At 52.6% G+C, this 24,647-nt stretch carries 25 protein-coding genes, 1 tRNA gene and 1 pseudogene; 15 read left to right on the forward strand and 12 right to left on the reverse strand.

The window, feature by feature from the left end:
• The first annotated feature begins 14 nt into the window (after positions 1-14).
• The 3 genes from dusB to purH are packed head-to-tail and all read left to right on the forward strand — an operon-like array spanning position 15 to position 3,004.
• Complete coding sequence (dusB, locus tag ACIGG6_RS01805; RefSeq protein ID WP_399841607.1) at positions 15-1,055, forward strand: tRNA dihydrouridine synthase DusB; 1,041 nt, start codon at positions 15-17, stop codon at positions 1,053-1,055.
• Positions 1,052-1,375, forward strand: a complete 324-nt coding sequence (fis, locus tag ACIGG6_RS01810; protein ID WP_083023880.1) for a DNA-binding transcriptional regulator Fis — start codon at positions 1,052-1,054, stop codon at positions 1,373-1,375. The genes dusB and fis overlap by 4 nt, the downstream gene beginning before the upstream one ends.
• 48 nt (positions 1,376-1,423) lie before the next feature.
• Positions 1,424-3,004 (forward strand): bifunctional phosphoribosylaminoimidazolecarboxamide formyltransferase/IMP cyclohydrolase, encoded by a 1,581-nt coding sequence (gene purH / locus ACIGG6_RS01815; protein WP_399841610.1) that lies wholly within the window; start codon positions 1,424-1,426, stop codon positions 3,002-3,004.
• Between the two features lie 73 nt (positions 3,005-3,077).
• Here the strand turns inward: purH and ACIGG6_RS01820 are convergent, their stop codons facing one another.
• Both ACIGG6_RS01820 and folE read right to left on the reverse strand, forming a co-directional pair.
• Positions 3,078-4,538, reverse strand: a complete 1,461-nt coding sequence (locus ACIGG6_RS01820; protein ID WP_253501673.1) for an NAD-dependent succinate-semialdehyde dehydrogenase — start codon at positions 4,536-4,538, stop codon at positions 3,078-3,080.
• A gap of 113 nt (positions 4,539-4,651) precedes the next feature.
• Positions 4,652-5,203, reverse strand: a complete 552-nt coding sequence (gene folE / locus ACIGG6_RS01825; protein WP_044628002.1) for a GTP cyclohydrolase I FolE — start codon at positions 5,201-5,203, stop codon at positions 4,652-4,654.
• 342 nt (positions 5,204-5,545) lie between these two features.
• On the opposite strand from folE, the gene ACIGG6_RS01830 reads away from it, so the two are divergent.
• Positions 5,546-6,139, forward strand: coding sequence for a hypothetical protein (locus ACIGG6_RS01830; RefSeq protein WP_399841613.1), 594 nt, complete (start codon positions 5,546-5,548; stop codon positions 6,137-6,139).
• An 89-nt stretch (positions 6,140-6,228) separates the two neighbouring features.
• On the opposite strand, the gene ACIGG6_RS01835 is transcribed toward ACIGG6_RS01830, so the two are convergent.
• A complete protein-coding gene (locus tag ACIGG6_RS01835; RefSeq protein ID WP_399841615.1) occupies positions 6,229-7,203 on the reverse strand; it encodes a serine/threonine protein kinase in 975 nt (324 codons plus the stop codon).
• 31 nt (positions 7,204-7,234) lie between these two features.
• Complete coding sequence (locus tag ACIGG6_RS01840; RefSeq protein WP_399841617.1) at positions 7,235-7,936, reverse strand: ComF family protein; 702 nt, start codon at positions 7,934-7,936, stop codon at positions 7,235-7,237.
• A gap of 91 nt (positions 7,937-8,027) precedes the next feature.
• On the opposite strand from ACIGG6_RS01840, the gene ACIGG6_RS01845 reads away from it, so the two are divergent.
• The 3 genes from ACIGG6_RS01845 to ACIGG6_RS01855 all read left to right on the forward strand — a co-directional run bounded on the left by ACIGG6_RS01845 (position 8,028) and on the right by ACIGG6_RS01855 (position 9,931).
• A tRNA-Leu gene (locus ACIGG6_RS01845) sits at positions 8,028-8,112 on the forward strand.
• A 160-nt stretch (positions 8,113-8,272) separates the two neighbouring features.
• Positions 8,273-8,902, forward strand: coding sequence for a hypothetical protein (locus tag ACIGG6_RS01850; RefSeq protein ID WP_399841619.1), 630 nt, complete (start codon positions 8,273-8,275; stop codon positions 8,900-8,902).
• A 36-nt stretch (positions 8,903-8,938) separates the two neighbouring features.
• Positions 8,939-9,931 carry a hypothetical protein gene (locus ACIGG6_RS01855; protein WP_399841622.1) on the forward strand — a complete coding sequence of 331 codons (993 nt, stop codon included), beginning with the start codon at positions 8,939-8,941 and terminating at the stop codon, positions 9,929-9,931.
• 70 nt (positions 9,932-10,001) lie between these two features.
• Here ACIGG6_RS01855 and ACIGG6_RS01860 read toward each other — a convergent pair whose 3' ends face one another.
• A complete protein-coding gene (locus ACIGG6_RS01860) occupies positions 10,002-10,763 on the reverse strand; it encodes an SDR family oxidoreductase (RefSeq protein ID WP_399841625.1) in 762 nt (253 codons plus the stop codon).
• A 198-nt stretch (positions 10,764-10,961) separates the two neighbouring features.
• Between ACIGG6_RS01860 and ACIGG6_RS01865 the strand changes: the two genes are divergently transcribed.
• The 4 genes from ACIGG6_RS01865 to ACIGG6_RS01880 all read left to right on the forward strand — a co-directional run bounded on the left by ACIGG6_RS01865 (position 10,962) and on the right by ACIGG6_RS01880 (position 14,552).
• Positions 10,962-11,450, forward strand: a complete 489-nt coding sequence (locus ACIGG6_RS01865) for an FxsA family protein (RefSeq protein WP_083023889.1) — start codon at positions 10,962-10,964, stop codon at positions 11,448-11,450.
• A gap of 228 nt (positions 11,451-11,678) precedes the next feature.
• Positions 11,679-11,972, forward strand: coding sequence for a co-chaperone GroES (locus tag ACIGG6_RS01870; protein ID WP_044628009.1), 294 nt, complete (start codon positions 11,679-11,681; stop codon positions 11,970-11,972).
• Positions 11,973-12,028: 56 nt separating this feature from the next.
• Positions 12,029-13,672, forward strand: coding sequence for a chaperonin GroEL (groL, locus tag ACIGG6_RS01875; protein WP_253503857.1), 1,644 nt, complete (start codon positions 12,029-12,031; stop codon positions 13,670-13,672).
• A gap of 145 nt (positions 13,673-13,817) precedes the next feature.
• Positions 13,818-14,552: an RNA methyltransferase gene (locus ACIGG6_RS01880; RefSeq protein WP_399841627.1), complete on the forward strand. Its 735-nt coding sequence runs from the start codon at positions 13,818-13,820 to the stop codon at positions 14,550-14,552.
• 89 nt (positions 14,553-14,641) lie between these two features.
• Here ACIGG6_RS01880 and ACIGG6_RS01885 read toward each other — a convergent pair whose 3' ends face one another.
• Entirely contained in the window at positions 14,642-15,988 is a 1,347-nt protein-coding gene (locus ACIGG6_RS01885) for a Na+/H+ antiporter family protein (RefSeq protein ID WP_399841630.1), read from the reverse strand.
• Positions 15,989-16,274: 286 nt separating this feature from the next.
• On the opposite strand from ACIGG6_RS01885, the gene ACIGG6_RS01890 reads away from it, so the two are divergent.
• The 3 genes from ACIGG6_RS01890 (at position 16,275) to ACIGG6_RS01900 (ending at position 19,671) form a co-directional block, all read left to right on the forward strand.
• A complete protein-coding gene (locus ACIGG6_RS01890) occupies positions 16,275-17,483 on the forward strand; it encodes an MFS transporter (RefSeq protein WP_399841633.1) in 1,209 nt (402 codons plus the stop codon).
• A gap of 199 nt (positions 17,484-17,682) precedes the next feature.
• Positions 17,683-18,099: an ion channel gene (locus ACIGG6_RS01895; protein WP_399841635.1), complete on the forward strand. Its 417-nt coding sequence runs from the start codon at positions 17,683-17,685 to the stop codon at positions 18,097-18,099.
• 30 nt (positions 18,100-18,129) lie between these two features.
• A complete protein-coding gene (locus ACIGG6_RS01900) occupies positions 18,130-19,671 on the forward strand; it encodes a cation:proton antiporter domain-containing protein (RefSeq protein WP_399841637.1) in 1,542 nt (513 codons plus the stop codon).
• A gap of 2 nt (positions 19,672-19,673) precedes the next feature.
• On the opposite strand, the gene ACIGG6_RS01905 is transcribed toward ACIGG6_RS01900, so the two are convergent.
• Genes ACIGG6_RS01905 through ACIGG6_RS01915 form a run of 3 tightly spaced genes read right to left on the reverse strand, consistent with a single transcriptional unit; the run spans position 19,674 to position 22,366 of the window.
• A complete protein-coding gene (locus ACIGG6_RS01905) occupies positions 19,674-20,606 on the reverse strand; it encodes a metal ABC transporter permease (RefSeq protein WP_083023900.1) in 933 nt (310 codons plus the stop codon).
• 12 nt (positions 20,607-20,618) lie between these two features.
• Entirely contained in the window at positions 20,619-21,440 is an 822-nt protein-coding gene (locus ACIGG6_RS01910) for a metal ABC transporter ATP-binding protein (RefSeq protein WP_399841639.1), read from the reverse strand.
• Positions 21,441-21,445: 5 nt separating this feature from the next.
• The gene (locus ACIGG6_RS01915) at positions 21,446-22,366 is read right to left on the reverse strand and encodes a metal ABC transporter substrate-binding protein (protein ID WP_399841641.1); all 921 of its coding nucleotides are present in this window, start codon (positions 22,364-22,366) and stop codon (positions 21,446-21,448) included.
• Between the two features lie 153 nt (positions 22,367-22,519).
• Between ACIGG6_RS01915 and mntR the strand changes: the two genes are divergently transcribed.
• On the forward strand, positions 22,520-22,996 hold the full coding sequence (gene mntR, locus ACIGG6_RS01920) for a manganese-binding transcriptional regulator MntR (protein ID WP_399841643.1): 477 nt from the start codon (positions 22,520-22,522) through the stop codon (positions 22,994-22,996).
• A gap of 105 nt (positions 22,997-23,101) precedes the next feature.
• On the opposite strand, the gene ACIGG6_RS01925 is transcribed toward mntR, so the two are convergent.
• The 3 genes and pseudogenes from ACIGG6_RS01925 to ACIGG6_RS01935 all read right to left on the reverse strand — a co-directional run.
• Entirely contained in the window at positions 23,102-23,755 is a 654-nt protein-coding gene (locus ACIGG6_RS01925) for a BON domain-containing protein (protein WP_243470319.1), read from the reverse strand.
• 63 nt (positions 23,756-23,818) lie between these two features.
• Entirely contained in the window at positions 23,819-24,322 is a 504-nt protein-coding gene (locus ACIGG6_RS01930; protein ID WP_083023904.1) for an Hsp20/alpha crystallin family protein, read from the reverse strand.
• A 182-nt stretch (positions 24,323-24,504) separates the two neighbouring features.
• Positions 24,505-24,647: pseudogene (locus ACIGG6_RS01935) on the reverse strand (IS30 family transposase); the annotation flags it as partial.

Genomic DNA, 24,647 nt, shown 5'->3' on the forward strand with positions numbered 1-24,647 from the left:
CAAAGTGCACCGCAATGACCTTGATGATTACTTCGCCACCTGCGATTGGGCCTTACCAACTGCCTAACCCGGTAATGCTGGCCCCCATGGCGGGCGTCACCGACCGCCCGTTTCGCCAGCTCTGCCGTCGGCTAGGCGCTGGCTGGGTAGTAGGTGAAATGGTCACCGCTGACCCTTCGCTATGGCATACCCGTAAATCTCAGCTACGCATGGATCATCAAGGCGAGCCCGCCCCCCGGGTAGTGCAAATTGCCGGTGGCGATGCCGAGATGCTGGCCCAGGCCGCCCGGCTTAATGCTGAGCTTGGCGCGCAAATCATCGACATCAACATGGGCTGCCCAGCGAAAAAGGTCTGCAACAAGGCGGCGGGCTCTGCCCTAATGCGCGATGAAGAGCTAGTTGCTGAGATTTTAGATGCCGTAGTGAGCGCAGTGGATATTCCCGTCACGCTCAAGATACGCACCGGCTGGTGCGCCGCGTCGAACAATGCACTGCGCATTGCCAAACTGGCAGAGTCTGCAGGCATTCAGGCTCTGGCTGTCCATGGCCGTCACCGGGAACAGCGCTATACTGGTGAGGCTGAATACGACACGATTGCTGAGATTAAGTCACACCTTGCTATCCCGGTGATTGCCAACGGCGATATCACGTCGCCCGAAAAGGCTGCCCACGTGCTGCGCTATACAGGCGCAGATGCCGTAATGGTAGGCCGAGGCGCTCAGGGAAATCCGTGGATTTTTCAACAGATCACCCACTACTTAACTCATGGTGAACGGTTAGCACCACCCAGTTTGACAGAGCGCTGCCAGATACTACTTGAGCATCTGCAGGCACTGCATGCGTTCTATGGCGACACCATGGGCGTACGCATCGCACGCAAACATGTCGGCTGGTATCTCAATGACGACCACCGCTTTTCAGACGCTGAACAGCGAGCGCTCAAGCAGCAGTTTAATGCCCTTGCCTCGACTGAAGCGCAGTTTGACTGGATTAATAACGCCATGACCCACGACGCCGCTAAGCGTCTGCTAGCCAAAGGAAGCCATGCTGCATGAATGAACGCAACCTGTTCTCCAGCGAACGCTCCTCCCATCTCTCTGGCACGCTAGCAGACCCTTCCGACAGTGCCCAGCCACAGCCGCTAAGAGAAGCGGTTGAGATGGCAATGCGCCGCTACTTCGAACATCTCGATGGCAGCCAAACTACCGATTTGTATGCCATGGTGATGGCAGAGGTGGAAGCTCCTCTGTTGGCATGTGTAATGGAACACACCGATGGCAACCAAACGCGCGCGGCGGATGTGCTTGGTTTAAACCGTGGCACGCTGCGCAAAAAGCTTAAGCTGTATGGATTAATTGAAAGTGACGCCCCTTAAAGGGGCGTTGTTGTTTTAAACTCCGACCTGCACACGACGAGCACCCTTATGGCCGATAGTACCGCTACCCCCGTTCGCCGCGCCCTGCTGAGCGTATCCGATAAAACTGGCATCGTAGAGTTTGCCCGCGGCCTCGCCGAACATGGCGTCGAGCTGCTATCCACTGGCGGCACCTTCCGTTTACTGCAAGAGAACAGTATTGCGGTTAAGGAAGTATCTGAGCACACCGGTTTTCCAGAGATTATGGATGGACGCGTTAAAACGCTGCATCCAAAAATTCACGGCGGCATTTTGGCACGCCGCGGCCAGGACGACGCTGTCATGGCGGAGAATGACATCTCACCAATCGACATGGTAGTGGTGAATCTTTACCCCTTTGCCGCCACGGTCGCCAAGCCAGACTGCACGCTGGAAGACGCCATCGAGAATATCGATATCGGCGGCCCCACCATGGTACGTGCCTGCGCCAAAAACCACGCGTATACCACGATTGTGGTTAACGCCAGCGACTACGACCGGGTGCTGGGCGAACTTAACGACCACTCTGGTCAAGTGAGCGCCGCCACCCGTTTTGATCTAGCCGTTAAAGCGTTTGAGCATACCGCTGGTTACGACGGTGCCATCGCCGACTATCTTGGCCGTCAGGTAGCCAGCGAAGACGCCACCTTTGCCCGCACCTTCAACCTGCAGCTGCATAAAAAGCAGGACATGCGTTACGGTGAAAACCCGCATCAGAAAGCGGCTTTCTATGTGGACCCCGCCGCCAGCGAGCCAAGCGTTGCTACGGCCAAAACGCTTCAAGGCAAACCGCTCTCTTTCAATAACGTGGCTGACACTGACGCGGCGTTTGAGTGCGTAAAAGCCTTTGAGAATACCGCCTGTGTCATCGTCAAGCACGCCAACCCTTGCGGCGTTGCCGTGGGCGCAACGGCTCTGGAAGCTTACGAGAAAGCTTTCGCGACCGACCCGACCAGCGCCTTTGGCGGCATTATCGCCTTCAATGTACCGCTGGATGCCAAAACCGCACGCGCGATTATTGACCGCCAGTTTGTCGAAGTTATTATCGCTCCAGGGGTCAGCGACGACGCAGCCGCCATTGTGGCCGAGAAACAGAACGTGCGCCTACTAGACGTAAGCGCTCATTGGCCCGGTACGGCGCAGCCTGCGTTTGACTTCAAACGCGTGAATGGCGGCCTGCTGGTACAGGATCGTGATCAAGGCATGGTCACTGAAGATGAGCTTACCGTGGTAAGCGAACGCGCTCCGTCTGAAGAAGAACTGCGCGACCTTGCCTTTGCATGGCGAGTAGCAAAGTTCGTGAAATCCAATGCGATTGTTTACGCCAAAGCAGGCCAAACGATTGGCGTAGGCGCAGGCCAAATGAGCCGGGTTTACTCGGCTAAAATTGCCGGCATTAAAGCGGCAGATGAAGGGCTTTCCGTTCCTGGTTCAGTGATGGCTTCTGACGCCTTCTTCCCCTTCCGAGACGGCATCGATGCCGCCGCAGCAGCGGGCATTACGGCGGTTATCCAGCCTGGCGGCTCCATGCGCGACCAGGAAGTGATTGATGCCGCTAACGAAGCGGGCATTGCCATGGTATTTACCGGCATGCGCCACTTCCGCCACTAATCAGAGGATAGCCTCCTGCATTAAAAAAAGCCCTCACTTGCTTCAAGTGAGGGCTTTTTCGGTCTAGGACGTGTTACTTGCCAAGATCAATGCACAGGTATTTCGTTTCCAGATACTCTTCTAAGCCTTGATGGCCACCTTCACGGCCAAGACCCGACGCTTTCACCCCGCCAAAGGGTGCCGCCGCATTGGAAATAAGCCCGGTGTTAATGCCCACCATGCCATACTCCAACGCCTCCGCTACGCGCCACACGCGAGCCAAATCGCGAGAGTAGAAGTAAGAAGCCAAGCCATACTGGGTGTCGTTGGCCATCTCAATGGCGGTCTCTTCGTCATCGAAGGGGAAAACGGCTGCCAGCGGGCCAAACGTCTCTTCGTGGGCCACTTTCATTGCATCGGTAGCAAAGCTGATCAGCGTTGGTGTGAAATAGTTGCCACCCAAGGGGTGCGGGTGTCCACCCAGAAGCAGCTCCGCACCGTTATCAATGGCATCTTGAACGTGCTCACTGACTTTCTTAACAGCATTCTCGTCAATGAGCGGGCCAATATTAATATTTGGCTCTGTTCCATCCCCCACCTTTAGCTCGCTGTTCATTGCAACGGCAAGTTTTTCACAAAACGCGTTAATGACGCTGGATTGCACCAGAAAGCGGTTAGTACATACACAGGTTTGCCCGGCGTTACGGAATTTAGCCGCCATGGCACCTTCAACAGCCGCGTCTAAATCTGCATCTTCAAAAACGATAAACGGCGCATTGCCCCCCAGTTCCAAAGAAATTTTCTGGATATGCTCAGCGGCCTGAGCCATCAGAGTGCGCCCCACCTCAGTCGAGCCCGTGAAGGTGATCTTACGGACTTTGGGAGATTCTGTAAGCGCTTTCGCGATGTCAGACGCACTGCCTGGCACCACATTGAAAACCCCACGGGGAATGCCAGCACGTTCGGCGAGTAACGCCAGCGCAGTGGCGGAAAAAGGCGTTTGACTGGCGGGCTTCACCACGATGGTACAGCCAGCAGCCAGTGCCGCCCCTGCTTTACGAGTAATCATCGCAGCAGGGAAATTCCACGGCGTAATCGCGCCAACAACGCCTACCGGCTGTTTCGTCACCACAATACGCTGATTAGCATTGGCGGCTGGAATGGTTTCACCGTAAACACGGCGAGCTTCTTCAGCAAACCAGCGTAAGAAGCTCGCGGCGTAGGCAATTTCACCTTCTGCTTCTTTCACTGGCTTGCCCTGCTCATGGGTCATCAGCAGAGCAAGGTCATGCTTGTGTTCAAGCATTAGGTCATGCCACTTGAGCAATAAGTCTGCCCGTTCCTGAGCGGTTAACGCCCGCCATGACGGCAGCGCCGCATCGGCAGCATCAATGGCACGTTCGGTTTCCGCCTTACCTAGGCGTGGCATCTCACCAACCGACTCACCAGTGGCTGGGTTCAAAACGTTGATTTGCTCACCGCTGTCGGCGGCTACCCAACTGCCGTCAATATAGGCAAACGGGCAATACAGCTGTGTTTCTTTCAGCGCTTCCATGACAGACTCCTGACCAAATGACGGCCTTGCAGGCTCATTTACTTGTTCATGCTAAGACGAAACGAGGCATTTAACCAAGTCTTTGACATGAAACCTGCTGAGTTTCACTCAGATCAGTTGATCAGCGTTAAAAATTCTTGGCGCGTTGCCTGGCTACTGCGAAAACCTCCCAACATAACCGATGAGGTCATACTGGAATTTTGCTTTTCCACACCGCGCATCATCATGCAGAGGTGGCGGGCCTCAATCACAACAGCCACCCCTCTTGCCTGAGTAACCTGCTGAACCGCCTCGGCGATTTCACGCGTTAAATTCTCTTGGATTTGCATTCGACGTGCATACATATCGACGATACGAGCAAATTTGGAAAGGCCCAGCACCCTGCCACTCGGCAGATAGGCGATATGGCATTTGCCGATAAAAGGCAGTAAATGGTGCTCACACATGGAGTAGAGCTCGATATCTTTGACCAGCACCATCTCATCGGTCTGTGACTCAAAAACGGCCCCATTCACTATTTCTTCTAATGATTGATGATAACCAGCATTTAAAAACTGCATGGCTTTAGCTGCGCGCTTTGGTGTATCTCGCAGCCCTTCACGGTCAGGGTTTTCACCGAGCGCGGAAATAATTTGACGGTAGTGTTGGGCGAGATCGTCGGTCATTGTAGGCCTCATCAAAACTGTGCTTATTCGCTATCACTTAATCGCCTTGCAGCAATGTTATCGCGCCAGCGAGCTTCCATTATCGGCAAGCTACTGAGTAGCTTACGGTCTCTTCCGTTTAGCTGCCTTACCCTGCGAGTGCTAGCTGAACGCCTATCCTGTACAAAAAATATATCTTAATCAATTTATGTACAATACTAACAGTAGATTAATCTATTTTAACCCACCTATGCAGGCTGTGGCAGAGTGACACGCACCCCCCTTCGGCACTAATTGAGCTGTGCTATGATAAAAGCACAATTTTCCTGCTAAGAGTGCAGGGGCCACTGTTGAGAGTATGCTATGTCATTTAAATCATCGCCCTTTTGGCTAACTGCCCTGCTGGGTACTTTCTTTGTATCACCTTTGCACGCAGAAGAGTCGGCGCTGGAACTTCCCAGCGGCGCGAAAGTAGGCGTTGAAGTCGTTGAAGCTTTGAATTTTGATAGCAGCCAAACACGTTACAGCGATATTCTGCTGCATCCAAAACAAGCAAGCGGCACCACCCATTCACTGCCTGAATACTGCTTGTTAGTAGCCAATGCGCAATTAAACGGTGATCGCGTCCGTATTACTACCCAAGACGCAACCTGCATTGAAACCCACGATTCAGAAAGCGCCATCTACTCAGGCACTTTTTCAGCCAGCGCCTATGCAGAAGATGGCCAGTATGGTCTTGCCTGCGACGACGGCTCCTGCTCATTAACTCCTGGACAACCCTTCGTCTTGGCATTAGATCAAAGCGTCCGTATTGAGGCTCAAGACAATCCCTCGGCTGACATTAATGCCACCCGTCGCCAAGCCAATGGGGAAGGTGTCGGCAACCCTATTCCTGGTGAGCGTCCAGACCCTGACCAAAGCGTAGAAAACCCAGCCCCGACAGAGCAGCCTGAGTAGTCAACCCGCAAGACCCAGGCGGCCCTTCGCGAGCATCTCACTAAGGGTCGCCTTTAAAGGTATAAGATAAAACTAATCCATCCGATGCATTAGGCCAACCATAATGGCTTACCCAGGTGCAGTAGTTGCTGCTCAAGCTGGCGAATATGCTGATCCCAATAGCCACTTTCTGCCAGCCAGGGAAATGCCCGAGGAAAGGCAGGATCATCCCACCGAGTTACCAGCCACGCCGCGTGACGTATTAAGCGGTAAGCACGCAATGGCTCAATAAGCGACATTTGCTGATGGGGAAACGGACTTGTCTCTTCATAGCCTTCTATCATCTCACTGAGTTGCGCCCGCCATAGCTGCGGATTTTCCATGGGCAGCAGCATCCATATATCTTGGATGGCGGGCGCCATCAGGCAATCATCAAAATCGACAAGCGTAAACGTCTCATCGCGGCCAAGAATATTGCCTAAATGGCAGTCTCCATGGGTACGTATCATGCTTGCAGAAGGGATATGTACTGTCTCAAGTTGGCGGCGAATCTTATCGACTGCGTTTTGATAGGCGCGGGTTTGATGATTATTGAGCCAAGAGCTTGTCACTACGCGCTGCTCGGCCTCGGTCACCCCTTCACTGAGCAATAGCGTGCCTCGATGCTGAAACGGCTTTTTAGCAGCCACTTCATGAAGTTGACCCAGCACCTCACCTAAGGCAAATAGATGGGCAGGGTTATCTAACTCGGGCGCTTGCCCTATGCACTGTGGGAATAAGGCAAAGCGAAACTGCTGATACTCATGCAACGATACATCTTGGCCATTGCGCCACGGTGCCACCACCGAAACGCCCGCCTGCGTTAACTCGGTTAAAAAATCATGCTCTTCCTGAATAGCCTCATTTGACCAGCGGTTTGGCCGATAGAATTTCACGACCCAGCGACCACCGTCGTCATCACGAAACATCAGCACACGATTCTCATAGCTATTGAGAGCAAACGGTTCGCCAGCAGGCCAAACACCTATCGACTCAACGGCTGACATAACCAGATCAGGCGAAAGCGCGCTAAACGGATGCGACATAGATGACTCCTTGGATGGGCTGCCTAGTTTATCAACTCTTCTGCAGCGGTGTACGGGCAGCAGCCCAAATATCAACGCGCTTGGCACCCTGTTCCAGCAGTACGGTCGCTAACGCATGGCCGGTGGCACCGGTTGTTACTACATCGTCGATAATAGTCACATGCGCGGGCATCTCAGTGTCCATCATAAATGCACCTGCTAAGTTTTGCTGTCGCTCCCGGCGGTTTAAAGAGCGCTGAGAAGGCAAATGCTTAATACAATGCGCCTGCATCACCGGTAGATCCAACCGGTCGCCTAGCCGTTCAGCCAGCCACTGCGCCTGATTGAATCCGCGCTCTTTGGCACGCCCGGGATACATAGGCACAGGGAGCAATGCGCTGGCCATCTGGCTGGGGCACCGGGATAACATCAACTCAACTAGCAGCATTCCCGCACGTGGGGAGCCATGAAATTTAAAGTCGTGCACCAAGGAAGTTATCGTATCTTGGTAGCAAAGCGGCGCTGTCGTGGTGGTAAAGCTAGGTGGCTCCGTCAGACAGTGACTACACCGTTTACCAGCCACCCCCGCCAGCGGCTCGGCACACTGCTCGCAGCTATGAAGATTCCAGGGGAGCAATGCAAAGCATTCATCGCACCACCCTGCACTTAATGAGCGCCCAGTAAGGCAAAATGCACAGTAGCCGGGCAGCCCCTGCTTGAGCCACTGGTTAATGGTCACGATCCATTTCTTCACCGCTTCACGTCCTCCTTTGCCCTCATGTTAAAAAATAGCGCTGTAAGATTTGACATTAGCGCAAATGTTGATAATATACGCCTCGTCTTCTGCGGATGTGGTGGAATTGGTAGACACGCTAGATTTAGGTTCTAGTGCCGTAAGGTGTGGGAGTTCGAGTCTCCCCATCCGCACCAATTTAAAGCGTATCATTTCAAATAATTCGGTAGCTCAATGCTAACCGAATTTTTTTGTTTCTAAATTCCCTCAAACTGCTCTAACTAGCTGACGCGCGCCTATTTTTACGCTACGTTAGCGACCTATGATCGCCGTTTAATTTGAGAAGGATCTCAACTTATGCAATGGCTTAATGACAACGCTCAGGCAATTTCAGCGATTACTAGCATCTGCACGCTATTTGTGTGGGTTTTCTACGCACAATTGCTCTATAACGGCTACGTTCGTCAACGCCGCCCTCGTATTATTGTGAATCGCGGCAAAGGTGTTGGCACTGACGCGCTGTGTTTAATTAGCAATATGAGCAGTGAAGCGATCTACATCCAGCATTTGGTGGCAGTGCTCCATACCCATGACGGTATTTATGAACTAGACGTGGTGGAGTATCAGCAGCAGAGCGGCGATGACGATGAGGCCTGCTATCGCACCCATCAAGGGCCGCTGGCGTCAGGCGATTACTTACATATTCAATCGTTTGGTGCGATTGTTCAGCAATTAACGCGCCACTGGCAGCTTGATGAGCAAACACTGCAACAACAGAAGCCAGAGCTGGAAATACGCGTCATTGCCATTTATGGCTCTGAAGATATGCCCGTTGGAGCGTCACGTCGCTTTGCTCTTGACCTAACGACGGACCCGCTTCATCAGCTAACGCCACTAAAAGTCGATACAGAGCGCATGAATAGCCGAAGAGATCGCAAACGCGTTTTGAAATGGGCTAAAGATATCGAAATGCATAAAGCACAATAATGCAGTGCGCATAATTAAAATTTTGGGGACAGACCTATGAAACCCGTCATTGCGTTTATTTGCCTTGGCACACTTACCACCCTCTCGTTTCAAAGTCATGCTGCTGAGGAAGATAGTGATTTACCTGACTGGGCAGAGGAGCGCGTTGAGCCATTTCGAGCCAGCGTTGGCAACTGGGTCGACAACACCTCTCGCAACATTGATGCATTTTTTGGGGGCGGAGAGTCCGCAACCGTCAATAATGAATCCTATCTGCGCCTTGGCCAGGAAATTGACTGGATGGAAAGTGATGGCACCAGCGGCGATATTAGTGTCCGCTACCGGATCGACTTGCCTACGACAGAAGAGCGTCTACGCCTAGTCATTGAAAGCGACCCCGAAGAATCACAAGGCACGCTGGCAGATCAAGGCTCCGGCCGCCTCTATAACGACCAGCGTGACCGCAGCACCTCCACCTTTGGCCTGGATTGGCTAGAGAGTCGTGATAAGCGCGAAAACTGGAGCAACCGAATTGGCGCGGGTATTCGCCTTCGCATGCCTCTGGACCCTTACGTACGCTTTACCAGTGAGCGGCTTTGGGATATTGGCGACGGCCCCTGGCAGTTAGAGTCTTTCAACCGAGTATCCTGGTTTAATAATGATGGTTACTCAGCGCGTACTACTTGGGATATGGGCCGACCGCTATCGGAAAATCGCCATCTACGCTTCATTACCACGGTTCAATGGCGCGAAGAAGAAGACACCTTAGAATATAGCGAAGTGGCTGAGCTGAATCAGCGACTAAATGACCGCAGCGCCATGCGCTACTCTGCCATTGCGATTGGTGAAAGCGCTTCTAACCCGCGCATGACCAATTACTACCTACAGACGCGCTACCGTCGCGATCTTCATAAAGGGATTCTGTTTGGCGATGTGATTCCTGAACTGCATTTCCAGCGTGAAGATAGCTACGACCCGCGCTGGGCAATGACCGTACGCCTAGAAATGTACTTTCAGCGGGCAATTCAGCGGGACTACTTTGAGTTTTAGCGCTACTTAACACAAACCCCTAGCCGATGAGCATCAGCGCACTATATGGCCAATGCTCATCGCTTTTTGGTTAAAGCCGCAAACCACCGTCGCATTCAATAATACGTGCAGTGAAGTAGTCGTTATCAAACACAAACGCCACGCTTTGAGCAATATGGTCAGGCTCACCTAAATGCTTTAATGGAACGCTTGCGGCAATTCTTTCCAGCATGTCTGGGCGCATTGAGGCAGTCATCTCAGTCTCGATAAACCCTGGCGCCACAGTGCCGGTGCGAATTCCATAGCGCGCCAGCTCTTTCCCCCACGTCACTGTTAGCGCATGTACCCCCGCTTTTGCCGCTGCGTAGTTACTTTGCCCCATATTACCCGCACGGGAAATACTAGAAATATTGACGATAACGCCTTCGTGCCCAGCCTCAACCATGTGCGTCGCCGCTTCACGCCCACATAGGAATACACCCGTTAGGTTAACGTCCAGCACACACTGCCATGAAGCGAGCGACATGCGCTTTTCTACAACGCCACCTTTCGCTTTAATCAACATCCCATCGTCAGTAATGCCTGCATTATTCACACAGCCACTGACAGGCCCCAAGCGCTGGGCGATATCAGCGAAGGCATGCTGAACCGATTGCTCGTCTGCCACATTAGCAACAAATGCATGGGCTGATACGCCCTCAGAACCAAGCGCAGAGACCGCGCTATCTAAAGCCTCTGCACTCATATCAATGAGGGCAATCTGAGCACCCTGCTTGCCTAACCGCTTGGCAATGGCAAACCCTAATCCACGGGCACCACCGGTAATCGCCACCACTTTTTTATCTAATTGCATCTCTTTCTCCTTAAGCAAGCGTGCTGGCAGCTAGCTAGTACCAACAACACGCACTCTTTCACCAATATTTGTGCATTGCAGCATATAAGAGCCAGTTTAAAATATCGAGCGGCCTTTGGCTTGCCAAACCACACTTGCTGCTTGTTTTTTATATTTCTGTCACCATATTCAACGATTACGCCTGTTTTGGAGTCGTCCATGCCTATTCTTCTCTTTATTTCGCTGTTCACTCTACTGGACTTTGTGCTGCTTTTTACCATCGGCAGCCAAATAGGCCTGCTAACCACGCTTTTATTAGTGCTAGGCACAGGCTTTATCGGGCTTCACCTCATTCGCAAGGAAGGCGTTTCTACTTTTGCCCGCGCACGCCAGCGCATGCAGATGGGTGAAATTCCTTCGCAAGAGCTGCTCACTGGGGCGGCATTAATTTTTGGCGGCGCCCTTCTGCTCGCCCCGGGGTTTCTATCGGATGCACTGGGCATTGCCTGCCTCATACCCAATGCGCGCCAGTTGCTGATGAAAGCGCTGACCTGGGCGGGGCTCAAAACTGCAACGGCCAAGCAACACACTTACCAGAGCGGCTCTTCAGGCTGGGAGCAGAACACTCAGCGCGACTATTCCAACACGCAAAACGGCCCAATTGAGGGAGAGTTTATTAGCGGCGACGATACACCTCGTCGGCGCTAAGTGCTTATCGCCTTTGAAAACCGCTATTGTGTAATTTTTTTCTTATCCACCCCTTGAAAGGTGTTGGCTAGCCCCCACTTTTGAGTCAGCACACAGGTTCGGTGAAAGCTACGCTTTCGCCATAAACATGAAGGCAACGTGCCTTCACTTTCCGAGGGCTTAGCCCACGGAAATCACTTTAAGCTAACTGCCCCTAGGGGCTTTGACGATACTCAGGAGAACGTGAGCATGAATATCCGTCCTTTGCACGATCGCGTTGTGATCCGTCGCGTGGAAGAAGAGCAGAAAACCGCTGGCGGCATCGTGCTACCGGGTAATGCACAGGAAAAACCCACGCGTGGCGAAATCCTGGCTGTTGGTAATGGCCGCATTCTCGACAACGGCGACGTACGCCCGCTGGATGTAAAAGTTGGCGATACGGTGATTTTCAAAGACGGCTACGGCGTTGAAAAGCAAAAAATCAACGGCGAAGAAGTTCTGATCATGAGCGAAGCCGATATCCTGGCCGTCGTTGAAGGCTAATCCGCCTCGGCTACTTACTTTCACTTTTCTATTTCAATATTTAGGAAGTAACGAACATGGCAGCTAAGCAAGTTAAGTTTTCTGATGATGCTCGTAAACGCATGGCGCGTGGCGTCGACATTCTGGCAAACGCCGTAAAAGTTACGCTGGGCCCGAAAGGCCGCAACGTAGTACTGGACAAGTCGTTTGGCGCACCGACCGTGACCAAAGACGGTGTATCGGTTGCCAAAGAGATCGAACTGAAAGACAAGTTCGAAAACATGGGCGCCCAGATGGTAAAAGAAGTTGCTTCAAAAACTTCTGACGCTGCGGGTGACGGCACCACCACCGCCACCGTTCTGGCTCAAGCGATTGTTGCGGAAGGCCTGAAAGGTGTTACTGCCGGTATGAACCCGATGGATCTTAAGCGCGGTATCGACCAAGCGGTCGCTGCGGCAGTGAAAGAGATCCAGGCAATGTCTGTACCCTGCACCGACACCAAATCCATTGCCCAGGTAGGTACTATCTCTGCCAACGGCGACAAGCGTATTGGCGAAATCATCGCTGAAGCGATGGAAAAAGTCGGTAAAGAAGGCGTCATCACCGTTGATGAAGGTCGCGGCTTTGAAGACGAGCTGGAAGTCGTTGAGGGTATGCAGTTTGATCGCGGCTACCTCTCGCCCTACTTCGTCACCAATCAAGACACCATGACCGTTGAGCTGGAAGACCCTTACATCCTGCTCGTCGACAAGAAGATCTCCAACATCCGCGAACTGCTGCCGGTGCTGGAAGCTGTTGCTAAGCAAGGCAAGCCGCTAGCGATTATCGCTGAAGATATCGAAGGCGAAGCGCTGGCCACGCTGGTCGTTAACAACATGCGCGGCATCGTTAAAGTAGCCGCTGCCAAAGCACCTGGTTTCGGCGACCGTCGTAAAGCCATGCTGCAGGATATCGCTATCCTGACCAACGGCACCGTGATTTCTGAAGAAGTCGGTCTGACGCTTGAGCAAGCGAACCTGGATCACCTGGGTACCGCTAAGCGCATGACCATGTCGAAAGAAAACTCCACCATCATCGACGGTGCTGGTGCAGAAGGCGACATCGAAGCACGCGTTAACCAAATCCGCGCGCAAATCGAAGACACTTCTTCTGACTACGACAAAGAGAAGCTGCAAGAGCGCGTTGCCAAACTGGCAGGCGGTGTTGCGGTGATTCGCGTCGGCGCGGCTACCGAAGTCGAAATGAAAGAGAAGAAAGCCCGTGTCGAAGATGCGCTGCACTCAACTCGCGCTGCCGTAGAAGAAGGCGTTGTGCCTGGTGGCGGTACTGCCCTGGTACGCGTCATGGCCAAAGTACAAGGCCTGACCGGCGACAACGAAGACCAGAACCACGGTATCAACATGGCGCTACGCGCTATGCAGGCACCGCTGCGTCAAATCGTAGCCAACGCTGGCGAAGAGCCCGCCGTCGTCATCAACCGTGTTAAAGATGAGACCGGCAACTTCGGCTACAACGCGCAAACCAGCGAATACGGCGACCTGTTCGAAATGGGCGTTCTGGACCCGGCGAAAGTAACCCGTACTGCCCTGCAGTCCGCTGGTTCTGTTGCTGGTCTGATGATCACCACTGAGTGCATGATCGCTGACGACCCGGAAGAGAAAGAAGCTGCCCCTGATATGGGTGGCATGGGCGGAATGGGTGGCATGGGCGGCATGATGTAATGCACCCATGAGCCTATCGCTCTGACGGTTAACGTCATTAAGAACCCCGCTTCGGCGGGGTTCTTTCTTTTGCATCACCTTTATGGCGCAACAAAGCGTGCTACCATCATCGCCTTTATTTGGCAGCTTTTAGGTTTAATTTCCCGTGCTTTCCAATATTCGTATCGTACTGGTGCAAACATTTCATCCGGGCAATATTGGCGCTACTGCCCGCGCCATGAAAACCATGGGGTTAACGGAACTTGTGCTGGTAAATCCGCGCACATTTCCCGATGACGAAGCTACTCGCTTAGCCGCTGGCGCAACGGATGTGTTGGAAAACGCTCGCTGTGTAAGCACGTTAGAAGAAGCCGTTAGCGACTGCGTTCAAGTCGTCGGTGCCAGCGCCCGATTACGCAGCATGCCGCTCCCGCATTTTGATGAACCAGACGACATGGCGCGACAGGTCATTGCGAACGCCGCGCAGGCCCCTGTTGCACTGGTGTTTGGTCGGGAACGTTCGGGCTTAACCAACGATGAGATTCGCTGCTGCAGCCATCAGGTCAGCATTCCCGCCAACCCTGAGTACGGTATTCTGAACCTCTCCCAAGCGGTACAAATTCTCGCTTATGAAGTGCACCGTGCTTGGCGGAAGCGCGATACCAGCGGCTTTGAGTATCAGCGCCCATTAGAAGCCACACCGCCTAGCCGGGAACAGTTTGGCTATTTCCAGGAGCACCTTGGAAAACTCATGCAACGGAGCGGGTTCTTAACCCAGCCTCATGCCCGCACTGAAGAGCAGTTGCAAGCGCTGTTCGCTCGTGCCCAACCCAGCCGAAAAGAGCTCTCGTTACTGCGCGGCCTGCTGAGCGCTTTTGAAACTCACTTGCCCAAACAGTAGCAACACTACTCGCTAGATTGCATTAAAAAGGGCAGCTTATCGCTGCCCTTTGCATTACTCACCACGACTGACGCGGCAGATATCGCTGATTAAAGCGACATGGCCGCCAGCCAGCCAAACGCAATCAGTGGAATGTTGTAGTGCAGGAAGGTCGGTACCACGCTGTCCCACATGTGGTCGTGCTGACCATCCACGTTCAAACCTGAGGTTGGCCCTAAAGTGGAATCCGATGCAGGAGAACCCGCATCTCCTAGCGCCGCTGCGGTGCCAACCAGCACCACGGTCGCCATGGGCGAGAAGCCAAACTGCACGGCCAGCGGCACGAAAATCGCCGCGATAATGGGAATGGTAGAGAAAGAAGAGCCAATGCCCAGCGTAATAAACAGGCCGACCAGCAGCATCACCAACGCGGCTAAGCCACGGTTATCGCCGAACAGATCGAAGGCGCCAGCGACGAGCGATTCGATATCACCGGTGGCTTTCATCACCTCAGCAAAGCCTGCCGCCGAGATCATGATAAAACCAATCAGCGCCATCATGCGCATGCCGCTGGTGAACAGGTCGTCCGCCTCGCGCCATTTGAAAATGCCGCCTAAGGAGAGCAAACCTATACCGACCAAACCGCCTACGATCATAGAGCCGGTATACAGCTGCAAACCTAATGCAGCCACAATCGCCACACCCGACATTACCAGCCCCAGCATATGAGGTTCAGCGGGTTTCCGTGTTTGTTGCGCGTTTGGCGCGGCTAAGTCTTGACTGGCGTACTGGCGCTGGCCACGGTAGCTAAACAAAAGCGCCACCAGTAAACCAATGGCCATACCACCTACCGGAATCGCCATCGCCATGGGCACCATGCCGCGGGTAATTTCCAGCCCTAACGACTCTCCGGCACTGTTCAAGTTTGCCAGCAATATATCGTTCAGAAAGATCGCCCCGAACCCCACTGGTAGCAGCATATAGGGAGCGGTTAAGCCAAAGGTCAGTGCGCAGGCTACGGCACGGCGGTCTAGCTGTAGGCGGTTCATCACCGCCAACAGCGGCGGTATCAGTACGGGAATAAAGGCGATATGCACCGGAATCGCATTCTGCGAAGAAATCGCCACCAGCAATACGGCCACTAGTAGGAGCATTTTCACACGCGCCTGATGAGCGGCCGTTGCCTCTTTACCCAACATGGTAATCAATCGATTCGCCAGCATATCGGGCAGGCCGGAACGGGAGATGGCCACCGCAAAAGCCCCTAACGTTGCATACGCTAGCGCTACTTGCGCGCCACCACCGACGCCCTCATTAAACGCGCTGAGCGTATCGTCTAGAGAAAGGCCACCCACTAGCCCCCCCACTAACGCTCCGACCACCAGAGCGAAAACAACGGACACGCGAAGAAGCGACAGTGCCACCATGACGAGCACTGCAAGAATTACTGCATTCATGGAAATACCCAGAGCTATTGGAAGGTCATTAACGCCGAAGGTGGCGGATTCTAACAGATAGAGCGCTGATAATCAGGCTAAACAAAGGCTACGCCAGGTGGAAATCAGTTTGATCATGGCAGCGAGCACAGCGCTACTTTTATTAACTAGGCTTGCTGCTTTATAAGATACTGCTTAGTATCCCGGCCTTTGGTGACACTTAACGCTTGCTATGGCAAAGCTTCTAAAGCCATCAAAGCCATGCGATAGTTAGACGCGTTAATCAACCACATAAAAGAGACGTGACATGGCACTCCAAAGACACCACACGCTGCTTCTTATTGTGCTCGCCAGCCTGGTTATTTCAACCGCCATGGGTCTACGCCATGGTTTTGGCTTGTTTCTGGAGCCCATCAGCAGCGACTTTGGCTGGGGCCGTGGCGTTTTTGCCTTCGCATTGGCTGTTCAAAACCTGATCTGGGGCTTATCCCAACCCTTTACTGGCGCGCTGGCCGACCGTTTTGGGGCGGCCAGGATTATCGTGGTAGGCGGTGCGCTTTACGTACTAGGGCTTTGCTTGATGAGCCTTTCTACCAGTTCTTTAGGAATGACCCTAAGCGCTGGCCTACTGATTGGCTTTGGTTTGTCGGGAACCACTTTCTCGGTCATTTTAGGTGCCGTTGGCCGTGCGGTCGCGCCTGAAAAACGCAGTATGGCGATGGGCATCGTCAGTGCGGCGGGCTCGTTTGGTCAATTCGCCATGCTGCCCGGCACGCTGGGCTTGATTGAGTGGTTGGGCTGGTCTTCTGCACTACTGGCCATGGGGGCGATTGCTGCCCTGATGATACCGCTGGGCGCGATGGTAAAAGACCGCCCCCGCGCCAATGCGCTGGGCGATTTAAGCCTGCGCGATGCGCTTAACGAAGCGGCTGGGCAAAAAGGGTTTTGGCTGCTTTGCCTGGGCTTTTTTGTGTGTGGCTTTCAGGTGGTGTTTATCGCGGTGCATTTGCCAGGCTATTTGTTCGATAATGGCTTAGCGGTGCAGGTAGGCACCACGGTGCTCGCTCTTGTCGGGCTATTCAATATTGTAGGTACCTATACCGCTGGCTGGATGGGCGGCATTTGGTCTAAGCCGCACCTGCTGAGCTGGCTATACTTAATTCGTGGTGTAGTGATTACCGCTTTTATCGTGCTACCGCTGACCACCACCAGCGCTTATCTGTTTGGTATTGCTATGGGTCTACTGTGGCTCTCCACTGTTCCGCTCACTAACGGTATCGTGGCCTCAGTGTTTGGTGTGCGCCACTTATCCATGCTGGGGGGGATTGTATTCCTGTTTCATCAGCTAGGCTCGTTTATGGGGGTATGGTTGGGTGGCTATCTGTACGACATCACCGGCCATTACAATACGGTGTGGCAGATTGTGATTATCCTCTCGGTAGTCGCTGCCGCTCTTCATTGGTTTATTAGTGAGAAGCCTCTCACCCGCCCCACTGCTCCCCAGGTGACATCATGACGCCAACCACTACGTTATGGACGGCACTTAGCCTACTGCTATTCAGCGGGTTCTTATTTCTGGCTTGGTGGGGATGGCAAACACTAGATCCATCACTGCTACTGTTTGGCAGCCGGTTATGCTAAATCACTGCCCACTTCATCAACGTTTTGGGTACTAATGTAACGTGGCTATTCCCTATCCTGGACATGTAGCTGTTGTGATCACGACGTTTATTGCCGTTGTGCTTGCCGTCTTACTGCATTACGAAGCACTTTGGCTAATCTCTCGACAAATTGAGCAGTCGCACCGCCCCCATCGCCAACGTATTCTCGTGATGGCGTTCGGCGTGCTAGCCACCCACATCGCTGAAATTTGGCTATTTGGGTTAACGGGCTGGTGGCTATCGGCCATTAACGGCATTGGCGCACTGAAAGGTTATGAGAGCTTTCACCTGCTAGATTATATTTTCTTCTCTGCGGTGACGTACACCACCGTCGGCTACGGGGATATCTATGCCGTCGGACCCGTTCGGTTCCTATACGGCACGCTGGCACTGACGGGCTTCGTACTGATTACATGGTCCGCTTCTTTCACATTTATCGAAATGCAAAAACATTGGCGTATTAATAAATAGCCAGCCCAACACGTTTGCTAAGGACACCGCATGTTTGAAGTACTTATTTTGTCGTTCGCGTTTGTTTTCGGTATTGCCGCCCGTCAAGTCAATCTTCCCCCGTTAGTTGGCTTTTTAGCGGCTGGGTTTGCCCTCAATGCGTTTGGCCCCAGCATTGGCCTGCCTGACGACGCAGGCCCACTCCTAGAGCATCTCGCCCACCTTGGTGTACTGCTGCTACTGTTCACTATTGGCTTGAAGCTAAATATTAGAAGCCTGGCCGAGCCGGTGGTATTAGGCAGCGCGTTGATACACTTAGTCATTACCTGCCTAGTGTTTACCTTTGGGTTCTCGGTGCTTTTTTCACTACCGTTGGATACCGCGCTACTGCTGGCCATCGCACTGTCGTTTTCCAGCACGGTGCTGGCCGCTAAAGTGCTGGAAAGCAAACGTGAGCTGCGTGCACTACACGGCCGTATTGCCATTGGCATTTTGATTATCCAAGACTTGGCTGCCCTGGCAGTGCTAAGTATGTATAGCGGCCAATCACCCAGCCTGTGGGCTTTGTTGGTATTCCTACTCCCTCTACTTCGCCCGCTTTTGTACTGGCTAATGAGCATTGCTCAGCATGACGAGCTATTAGTATTGATGGGTGCGGTGCTGGCGATTGCCGTCGGCGGCATGGGTTTTGAAGCCGTTGGATTAAGCTCTGAGGTGGGCGCTCTGGTGATGGGGTTACTACTAGCCAATCACCCTCGCGCCCAGGAGCTTTCCAAAGCGCTATGGGGGCTCAAGGAAGTACTGCTGATCAGCTTTTTCCTGCAAATTGGCATGGCAGGCTTACCGGATGCCAATGCACTGTTATTTGCCGTGGCGCTTGCCGTTGTACTGCCGCTAAAGGGAGTGCTGTTTTTTGCTCTGCTGATAGCCTTCCGGTTACGCGCTAGAAACGCTTTTCTGGGCAGTTTAAGCCTCACGGCCTACAGTGAGTTTGGACTCATCGTCGCCTCAAGCATTTTAGAGGAGTGGCTGGTTCCGTTAGCCATTGCCGTGGCGCTCTCATTCGTCATAGCGGCACCCTTTAACCGCTTGGCGCATAGCCTGTTTGACCGCTGGGAAAAACATTTAACTCGCTTTGAACGCCATGCGCGCCACCCTGATGAGCAACCCGTCAACCTAGGAACGGCCACTGTACTAGTGCTGGGTATGGGGCGAACAGGCAGTGCAGCTTACGATTTCTTCCGCAATAAAGGGCTAGAAGTGGTAGGTATCGATTCTGACCCCAACAAGTCAGACAACCAGCGCCATGTTTATTATGGCGATATTGAGGATGTGGGGTTTTGGCACCAGTTGGATATCCGCGGCCTCTCCGCTGTCACCTTGGCTACCCCCGAACTGGAAAGCAAGCTGATAGCAAGTCGCGAGCTGCGCAAGGCTGGCTTCACCGGCCAGCTTATTGCTGGCATTCATTTTCAAGATGAAGCCGAGCCGCTGCATAGTGCCGGTGTCGATCAAACTTACCTATTGATGACCGGTGCAGGCATCGGCATTGCTGAAAAAACCTGGGAGAAACTGCAGGAAGCCTCGCAGTAGTATTAAGATGCGCCGACTTGGCGATGCCGCCAAAGGCGCATCAACACACCGTGTTTCGGTGAAAACAGTAGTGCCATAAAGAAGCAGCCGGTGGCCACTAGTACGATGGTGCCGCCGGAAGCCACATCAAATGCAAACGATAGCCATAAACCCAGTACCGCAGAGCCCACCCCTACCCCGACAGAGATAAACAGCATGGTTTTGAAGCGGTCGGTGAGTAAGTGAGCCGTTGCCCCCGGCGTAATCAGCATGGCTACTACTAAGATAATGCCCACAGTTTCTAAACTGGCCACAATTGTGAGAGTGAGCAGCAGGATCAAACCGTAGTGAATGACGCCTGTGTTAAATCCCAAGGCCTGGGCTTGAGTTGGGTCGAAGGCGTAGAGCATTAGCGGCCGGAAGGCGAGCCAAACCACCAGCAGCGCTACGACGCTCGCTGCTAACGTCAGCAGAAGTGCTGACTGCTGCACCCCCAGCACATTGCCAAACAGGATATGCATTAAGTGAGTGCTAGAGGCAATTTTGCTGATCAGCACAATGCCAAGCGCAAAAGCCCCGGTAAACATAATACCCATTGCCGCATCGGATTTAATTCGAGTATGGCGCTCAATAGCACCAATCCCCAGCGACGTTAAAGCCCCGGTCACAAAGGCGCCAATAAAAAAAGGCAGCCCCAGCAAGTAGGCAATCGCTACCCCTGGTAGTACGGCATGGGAAATCGCATCCCCAAGTAGCGACCAGCGCTTTAGTACCACATAGCATGAGAGCATGCCGCAAATAGCGCCGACCATCATCGACGTGAGCAACGCCCGCTGCATAAACGCGTATTGAAAAGCATCCGAGATGCTATCAGGCAACAGGTTGACCGGCACCATGAGCGCAGCAATCAGCCCGGCCACTAGGGCACTACTAAAAGCGTCTAACGTATGTAACATGTCTGATGCCTACTATTTGGTTGCCAGCGCTGGGCTGCCAGCCACACTGACTTCGTATGCAGATTGCTCTATGGAGCTAACGGCTAGCTCCGCCAGCTTGCTATCGCTGAGCATCTCGTCAGGGGCTCCTTCTCCGCGGATAAATCGGTTAATCAGCACGACGTGATCCACATACCGGCGCGCCCCGGGCATATCGTGGGTGACCATAACAATGGTTCTTCCCGCTTCGCGCTCCCGCTTTAGAACATCCAGGATGAGCTGCTCGCTGGGCGGGTCAACGCCTGCCAACGGCTCGTCCAGCAACAGAATACTCGCCTCTTGCGCCAGCGCTCTGGCAAGCAGCACACGCTTTTTTTGCCCTCCAGAGAGTGCTCCAATGGGCCGGTCAGCAAATGCCATCATATTGACATCATCCAGCGCTTTTTCGACCGCGTGGCAATGCCGCTGCTCATGCCAGCGAGCAGGCAGTAACCGCCGCCACCAAGCATCTTGGCGCATATGCCCATAGCGAGCACTCATGACGGTTTCCCAAACCGAGATGGGGAAATCCCACTCGATTGCTTCTCGCTGGGCCATATAAGCGATACTACCCGCCTTTCTATGATGCTCAATCGCTTTGCCAAATGCATCAACCTGGCCACGCAGCGGCTTCATACTACCGGTTAATACGTGAAACAGTGTCGATTTACCTGCGCCATTGGGCCCCACAATCGCTGTCCAGCGGCCTGCCGGTAACGAGAGATGGATATCCTCCAATACCGGCTGCCGTTGATAAGCAGCATAGAGTCCCTTTACTTCAATCGCAGCTGTGTGCATTGCTAGAGACGTATCCATAAAAATTACTCAGAAGCCAAGTAACGGCGCAGCAACGCCACATTATGGCGTTGCATAGCAAAATAGTCGGCAGCTTCACCATCAGGAGCACTCAGCGAATCGACATAGAGTGGCCCTGCCACTGGCAGCCCCGTATCACGAGCAATACTGGTCACGTGACGATCCGATATCGTGCTTTCCCAGAACAGAGCAGCAGGCTGGCGCTCCTTGATACGGTCAATGACTCGCATCAGTTGGCGCGGCGAGCCCTCTGTTTCAGCATTTGTGCCCCAAATACCGTCATGCTCAAAACGGTAGGCATCGGAAAAATAGAGGAAGGCCGCTTCACTAGAGAGCAGTATGCGGCGCTCATCTGGGATAGCTTCCAGCGATTGCTGTAGCTCTACATGAAGAGCTTGCAGCTGTGCCTCCAAGTTAGTCGCTCGCTGCTGAAGGGCATCGCCTTGGTGAGACAAACCATCTTTCAAAGCATTTGTGATAGCTTGCACGTAGGCAATGGCGGCACGCGGATCCATCCACATATGTGGATCAACATCCCCTTCCATATCGCCAGTAACGATCGACTGAGTGGGATAGCCAGAGGCTTCGGCAACGGCAACCATTGGTACATCCTCTTGCACAACCGACTCAACTTGACGCATCCACTGCTCAAGCTGGTAGCCGTTGTAGAAAACGATGTCAGCCTCCTCAAGCGCTGCAAAGTTGTCGGGGGTTAGCTCCCATTCGTGCACCTCAGCATTAATAGGCGTGAGTACCGTTACGTTGGCATCCTCACCGGCTACTTTTTTAACTAAGTCACCGAGCACAGAAAAAGTCACTGCAATATTGATGGACGGCTGCTGCAACTCCTCCGCCTGCGCGGTGGTCACAACGCTGGTCCAAGCCAATGAAGCGCTTAGTACGGCCCACGCATACTGTTTGGGCATCCTGTTTCTCCCTCGTGCTAGGCTGGTGTTAAATACAACTGTAGCTCAACAAAAAAGCTTTGTGCAAACAATTTAGCCTTGGCTAACAATTATCGTGAAAAATGCGCTACCATCGCCAATTAACGTTTCCACTAACCTTGATAACCTTTGCCAATGAGTGATCACGAACAGCAGCGCACCCTCTCTCCACGCGGTCAAAGCGGTGATGCACTGCCCCCCGTGGAACAGCACGCACAGCAGTATGAAACGGTGCGCAATGCACACGAAACCGAGTTGATCGAAGATTATGTCGAGCTAATTGGCGATTTAATTCGGCATCGTGGCGAGGCACGCGCCGCCGATATCGCCAATCGTATGGCAGTAAGCCAAGCAACCGTATCGAAAATGATTCGTCGCTTGAATGAACTAGGATTAGTGACCAGCAAGCCCTATCGCTCGCTTTTTTTGACCGAAGAGGGTCAGAAAATGGCGGAAACGTCCCGCGCCCGCCACGACATTGTATTGCACTTTTTACGGGCGCTCGGCGTAGATGACAGCACGGCAAGAATTGATGCCGAAGGGATGGAGCATCACGTCAGCGATAAGACGCTCACCATCATGCAGCGCTTCACCGAACAGCAGATTAAGTAGTCGCCCTCTCTCCCTAGCGGGGCACCCGAAGTGTAAAGTCATCGAACCACGTTAAGTGATTCGATGACTAAACCGAATGTTATCGGCCTCTAGCATAGAGCGTATTCAGATCTTGATATTATCCGTCACCTTCCAGACACCAGGTGAATTCCATGCAGCCTGGTGTATGAGCTCTTTCTCTGCAAAATTGTGGGCTTTGCCACTTAGCGTGACATTATGATCATGCACATCTACTTTAATGGCATTAGCATCTTGAAGCGCTCTTCGTTTAAGTGCGGCCTCAATATTAGCCTTAACCGCCGTCGTTGTCGGCTTAGGCTTGAGAACAATCTGGTTACTAACACCGGTAACACCTGCTAAATACCGAATAGAGCTTGTAGCTAGGCGACGTTGATACTCCCAGGGCACCTCCCCTGTTAGCGTTACCCATCCATCTTCAACCATTACCTTGATCGGGTCGTTGGGAATAAATACATTCCACTCAAGCGTGTTCTTAACCGCACGTGCTATATCAGCATCAGTGCGCTGGTTCTCTCCTGGCAATTTTACGTCAATTTCCACGGCTACTCCTTTAATACCATCAACCCGCTGAGCCGCCTTCTCTGCATGCCATTTTTCAGCGTAACTATCAACATGACCCGCTAATGTTACAATGCCGTCTTTTACCTCTACGCCAATATCCGACGCTCGGACAGAAGGTTCATCGCTAAGTTCCGCAAGCACATCTTTTTGAAGTTGGCTATCTGATTTTGACATCATCAATACTCCTTTTTTTGCAGTTAATCTTTCCGTCAACTAAATGACTTTTAAATAATTTTCGATTTACTTGACCTCAAGTTTTCTCCGTAACGCCTGTTTGGATTTGGGCATGGTGATTGTCAGGATGCCATCTTTGAATTTGGCCTCTGCATGCTGTGTATCTACATCTACAGGCAAGGCAATAGTCCGAGCAAAAGCGCCTTGCCATATTTCCGAGTGATAATATTCATCTTTCTTTTCTTCGGTTTCACCAGATCGCCGCCCTTTTAACATCACAGCATGGTCGGTGATCTCAATATCGATCTCCTTACGATCAACACCAGGCATCTCAGCACGAACGACCAGCTCCTTTTCTCGGTCAATAATGTCAATCTTAGGGTTATTCTGGGCAAAAAAACCGAGCCTTTCCTTTATCACATCATCTCTAAAGAAAGGCTTTAGCCAGCTACGCTCAAAAAACCCCTCCATTAATCGATCAAATTCTTCAAGCGGATTTAGCGACCGACTGGCTGGTAATGCGCTTGACTCCTGACCCGCAACCACAGGTTTGTTGGCAGTTTTTTCCACGACTTCTCTCCTATCTACTTTCATCTGATTTCGTCAAAATCCATATCCAGCACGTTTAATCCTAGGCATCAAATAAAATGCCATTAGATGTCACTTGGATATTTATAGTGCAAACATTTTTTTTGAAAAGGTGACCAACGTAACGAAAAAGTAGGCGGATGCAGACTCTGAGTGCAACACACTCATTGGATGGTTGATGGGCTTTCATGGTACTTGGCCATCAGCTCGCTCATCACTTCTATCGGACATTTAAATCCAAAGCGTTTTCGAGGTCGCATATTCAGCTCAAAGGCAATGGCGTCCAGCTCTTCCTGGCTATGTGCTG

Source organism: Vreelandella lionensis (assembly GCF_044543515.1).
Classification (GTDB): Bacteria; Pseudomonadota; Gammaproteobacteria; order Pseudomonadales; family Halomonadaceae; genus Vreelandella; species Vreelandella lionensis.

What these genes read in the sequence shown, in the direction of transcription:
- dusB (WP_399841607.1), top strand. Translation starts at nt 15, where the DNA reads ATGACCTTGATGATTACTTCGCCACCTGCGATTGGGCCTTACCAACTG.
- fis (WP_083023880.1), top strand. Translation starts at nt 1,052, where the DNA reads ATGAATGAACGCAACCTGTTCTCCAGCGAACGCTCCTCCCATCTCTCT.
- purH (WP_399841610.1), top strand. Translation starts at nt 1,424, where the DNA reads ATGGCCGATAGTACCGCTACCCCCGTTCGCCGCGCCCTGCTGAGCGTA.
- ACIGG6_RS01820 (WP_253501673.1), bottom strand. Translation starts at nt 4,538, where the DNA reads ATGGAAGCGCTGAAAGAAACACAGCTGTATTGCCCGTTTGCCTATATT.
- folE (WP_044628002.1), bottom strand. Translation starts at nt 5,203, where the DNA reads ATGACCGACGATCTCGCCCAACACTACCGTCAAATTATTTCCGCGCTC.
- ACIGG6_RS01830 (WP_399841613.1), top strand. Translation starts at nt 5,546, where the DNA reads ATGTCATTTAAATCATCGCCCTTTTGGCTAACTGCCCTGCTGGGTACT.
- ACIGG6_RS01835 (WP_399841615.1), bottom strand. Translation starts at nt 7,203, where the DNA reads ATGTCGCATCCGTTTAGCGCGCTTTCGCCTGATCTGGTTATGTCAGCC.
- ACIGG6_RS01850 (WP_399841619.1), top strand. Translation starts at nt 8,273, where the DNA reads ATGCAATGGCTTAATGACAACGCTCAGGCAATTTCAGCGATTACTAGC.
- ACIGG6_RS01855 (WP_399841622.1), top strand. Translation starts at nt 8,939, where the DNA reads ATGAAACCCGTCATTGCGTTTATTTGCCTTGGCACACTTACCACCCTC.
- ACIGG6_RS01860 (WP_399841625.1), bottom strand. Translation starts at nt 10,763, where the DNA reads ATGCAATTAGATAAAAAAGTGGTGGCGATTACCGGTGGTGCCCGTGGA.
- ACIGG6_RS01865 (WP_083023889.1), top strand. Translation starts at nt 10,962, where the DNA reads ATGCCTATTCTTCTCTTTATTTCGCTGTTCACTCTACTGGACTTTGTG.
- ACIGG6_RS01870 (WP_044628009.1), top strand. Translation starts at nt 11,679, where the DNA reads ATGAATATCCGTCCTTTGCACGATCGCGTTGTGATCCGTCGCGTGGAA.
- groL (WP_253503857.1), top strand. Translation starts at nt 12,029, where the DNA reads ATGGCAGCTAAGCAAGTTAAGTTTTCTGATGATGCTCGTAAACGCATG.
- ACIGG6_RS01885 (WP_399841630.1), bottom strand. Translation starts at nt 15,988, where the DNA reads ATGAATGCAGTAATTCTTGCAGTGCTCGTCATGGTGGCACTGTCGCTT.
- ACIGG6_RS01890 (WP_399841633.1), top strand. Translation starts at nt 16,275, where the DNA reads ATGGCACTCCAAAGACACCACACGCTGCTTCTTATTGTGCTCGCCAGC.
- ACIGG6_RS01900 (WP_399841637.1), top strand. Translation starts at nt 18,130, where the DNA reads ATGTTTGAAGTACTTATTTTGTCGTTCGCGTTTGTTTTCGGTATTGCC.
- ACIGG6_RS01905 (WP_083023900.1), bottom strand. Translation starts at nt 20,606, where the DNA reads ATGTTACATACGTTAGACGCTTTTAGTAGTGCCCTAGTGGCCGGGCTG.
- ACIGG6_RS01910 (WP_399841639.1), bottom strand. Translation starts at nt 21,440, where the DNA reads ATGGATACGTCTCTAGCAATGCACACAGCTGCGATTGAAGTAAAGGGA.
- ACIGG6_RS01915 (WP_399841641.1), bottom strand. Translation starts at nt 22,366, where the DNA reads ATGCCCAAACAGTATGCGTGGGCCGTACTAAGCGCTTCATTGGCTTGG.
- mntR (WP_399841643.1), top strand. Translation starts at nt 22,520, where the DNA reads ATGAGTGATCACGAACAGCAGCGCACCCTCTCTCCACGCGGTCAAAGC.
- ACIGG6_RS01925 (WP_243470319.1), bottom strand. Translation starts at nt 23,755, where the DNA reads ATGATGTCAAAATCAGATAGCCAACTTCAAAAAGATGTGCTTGCGGAA.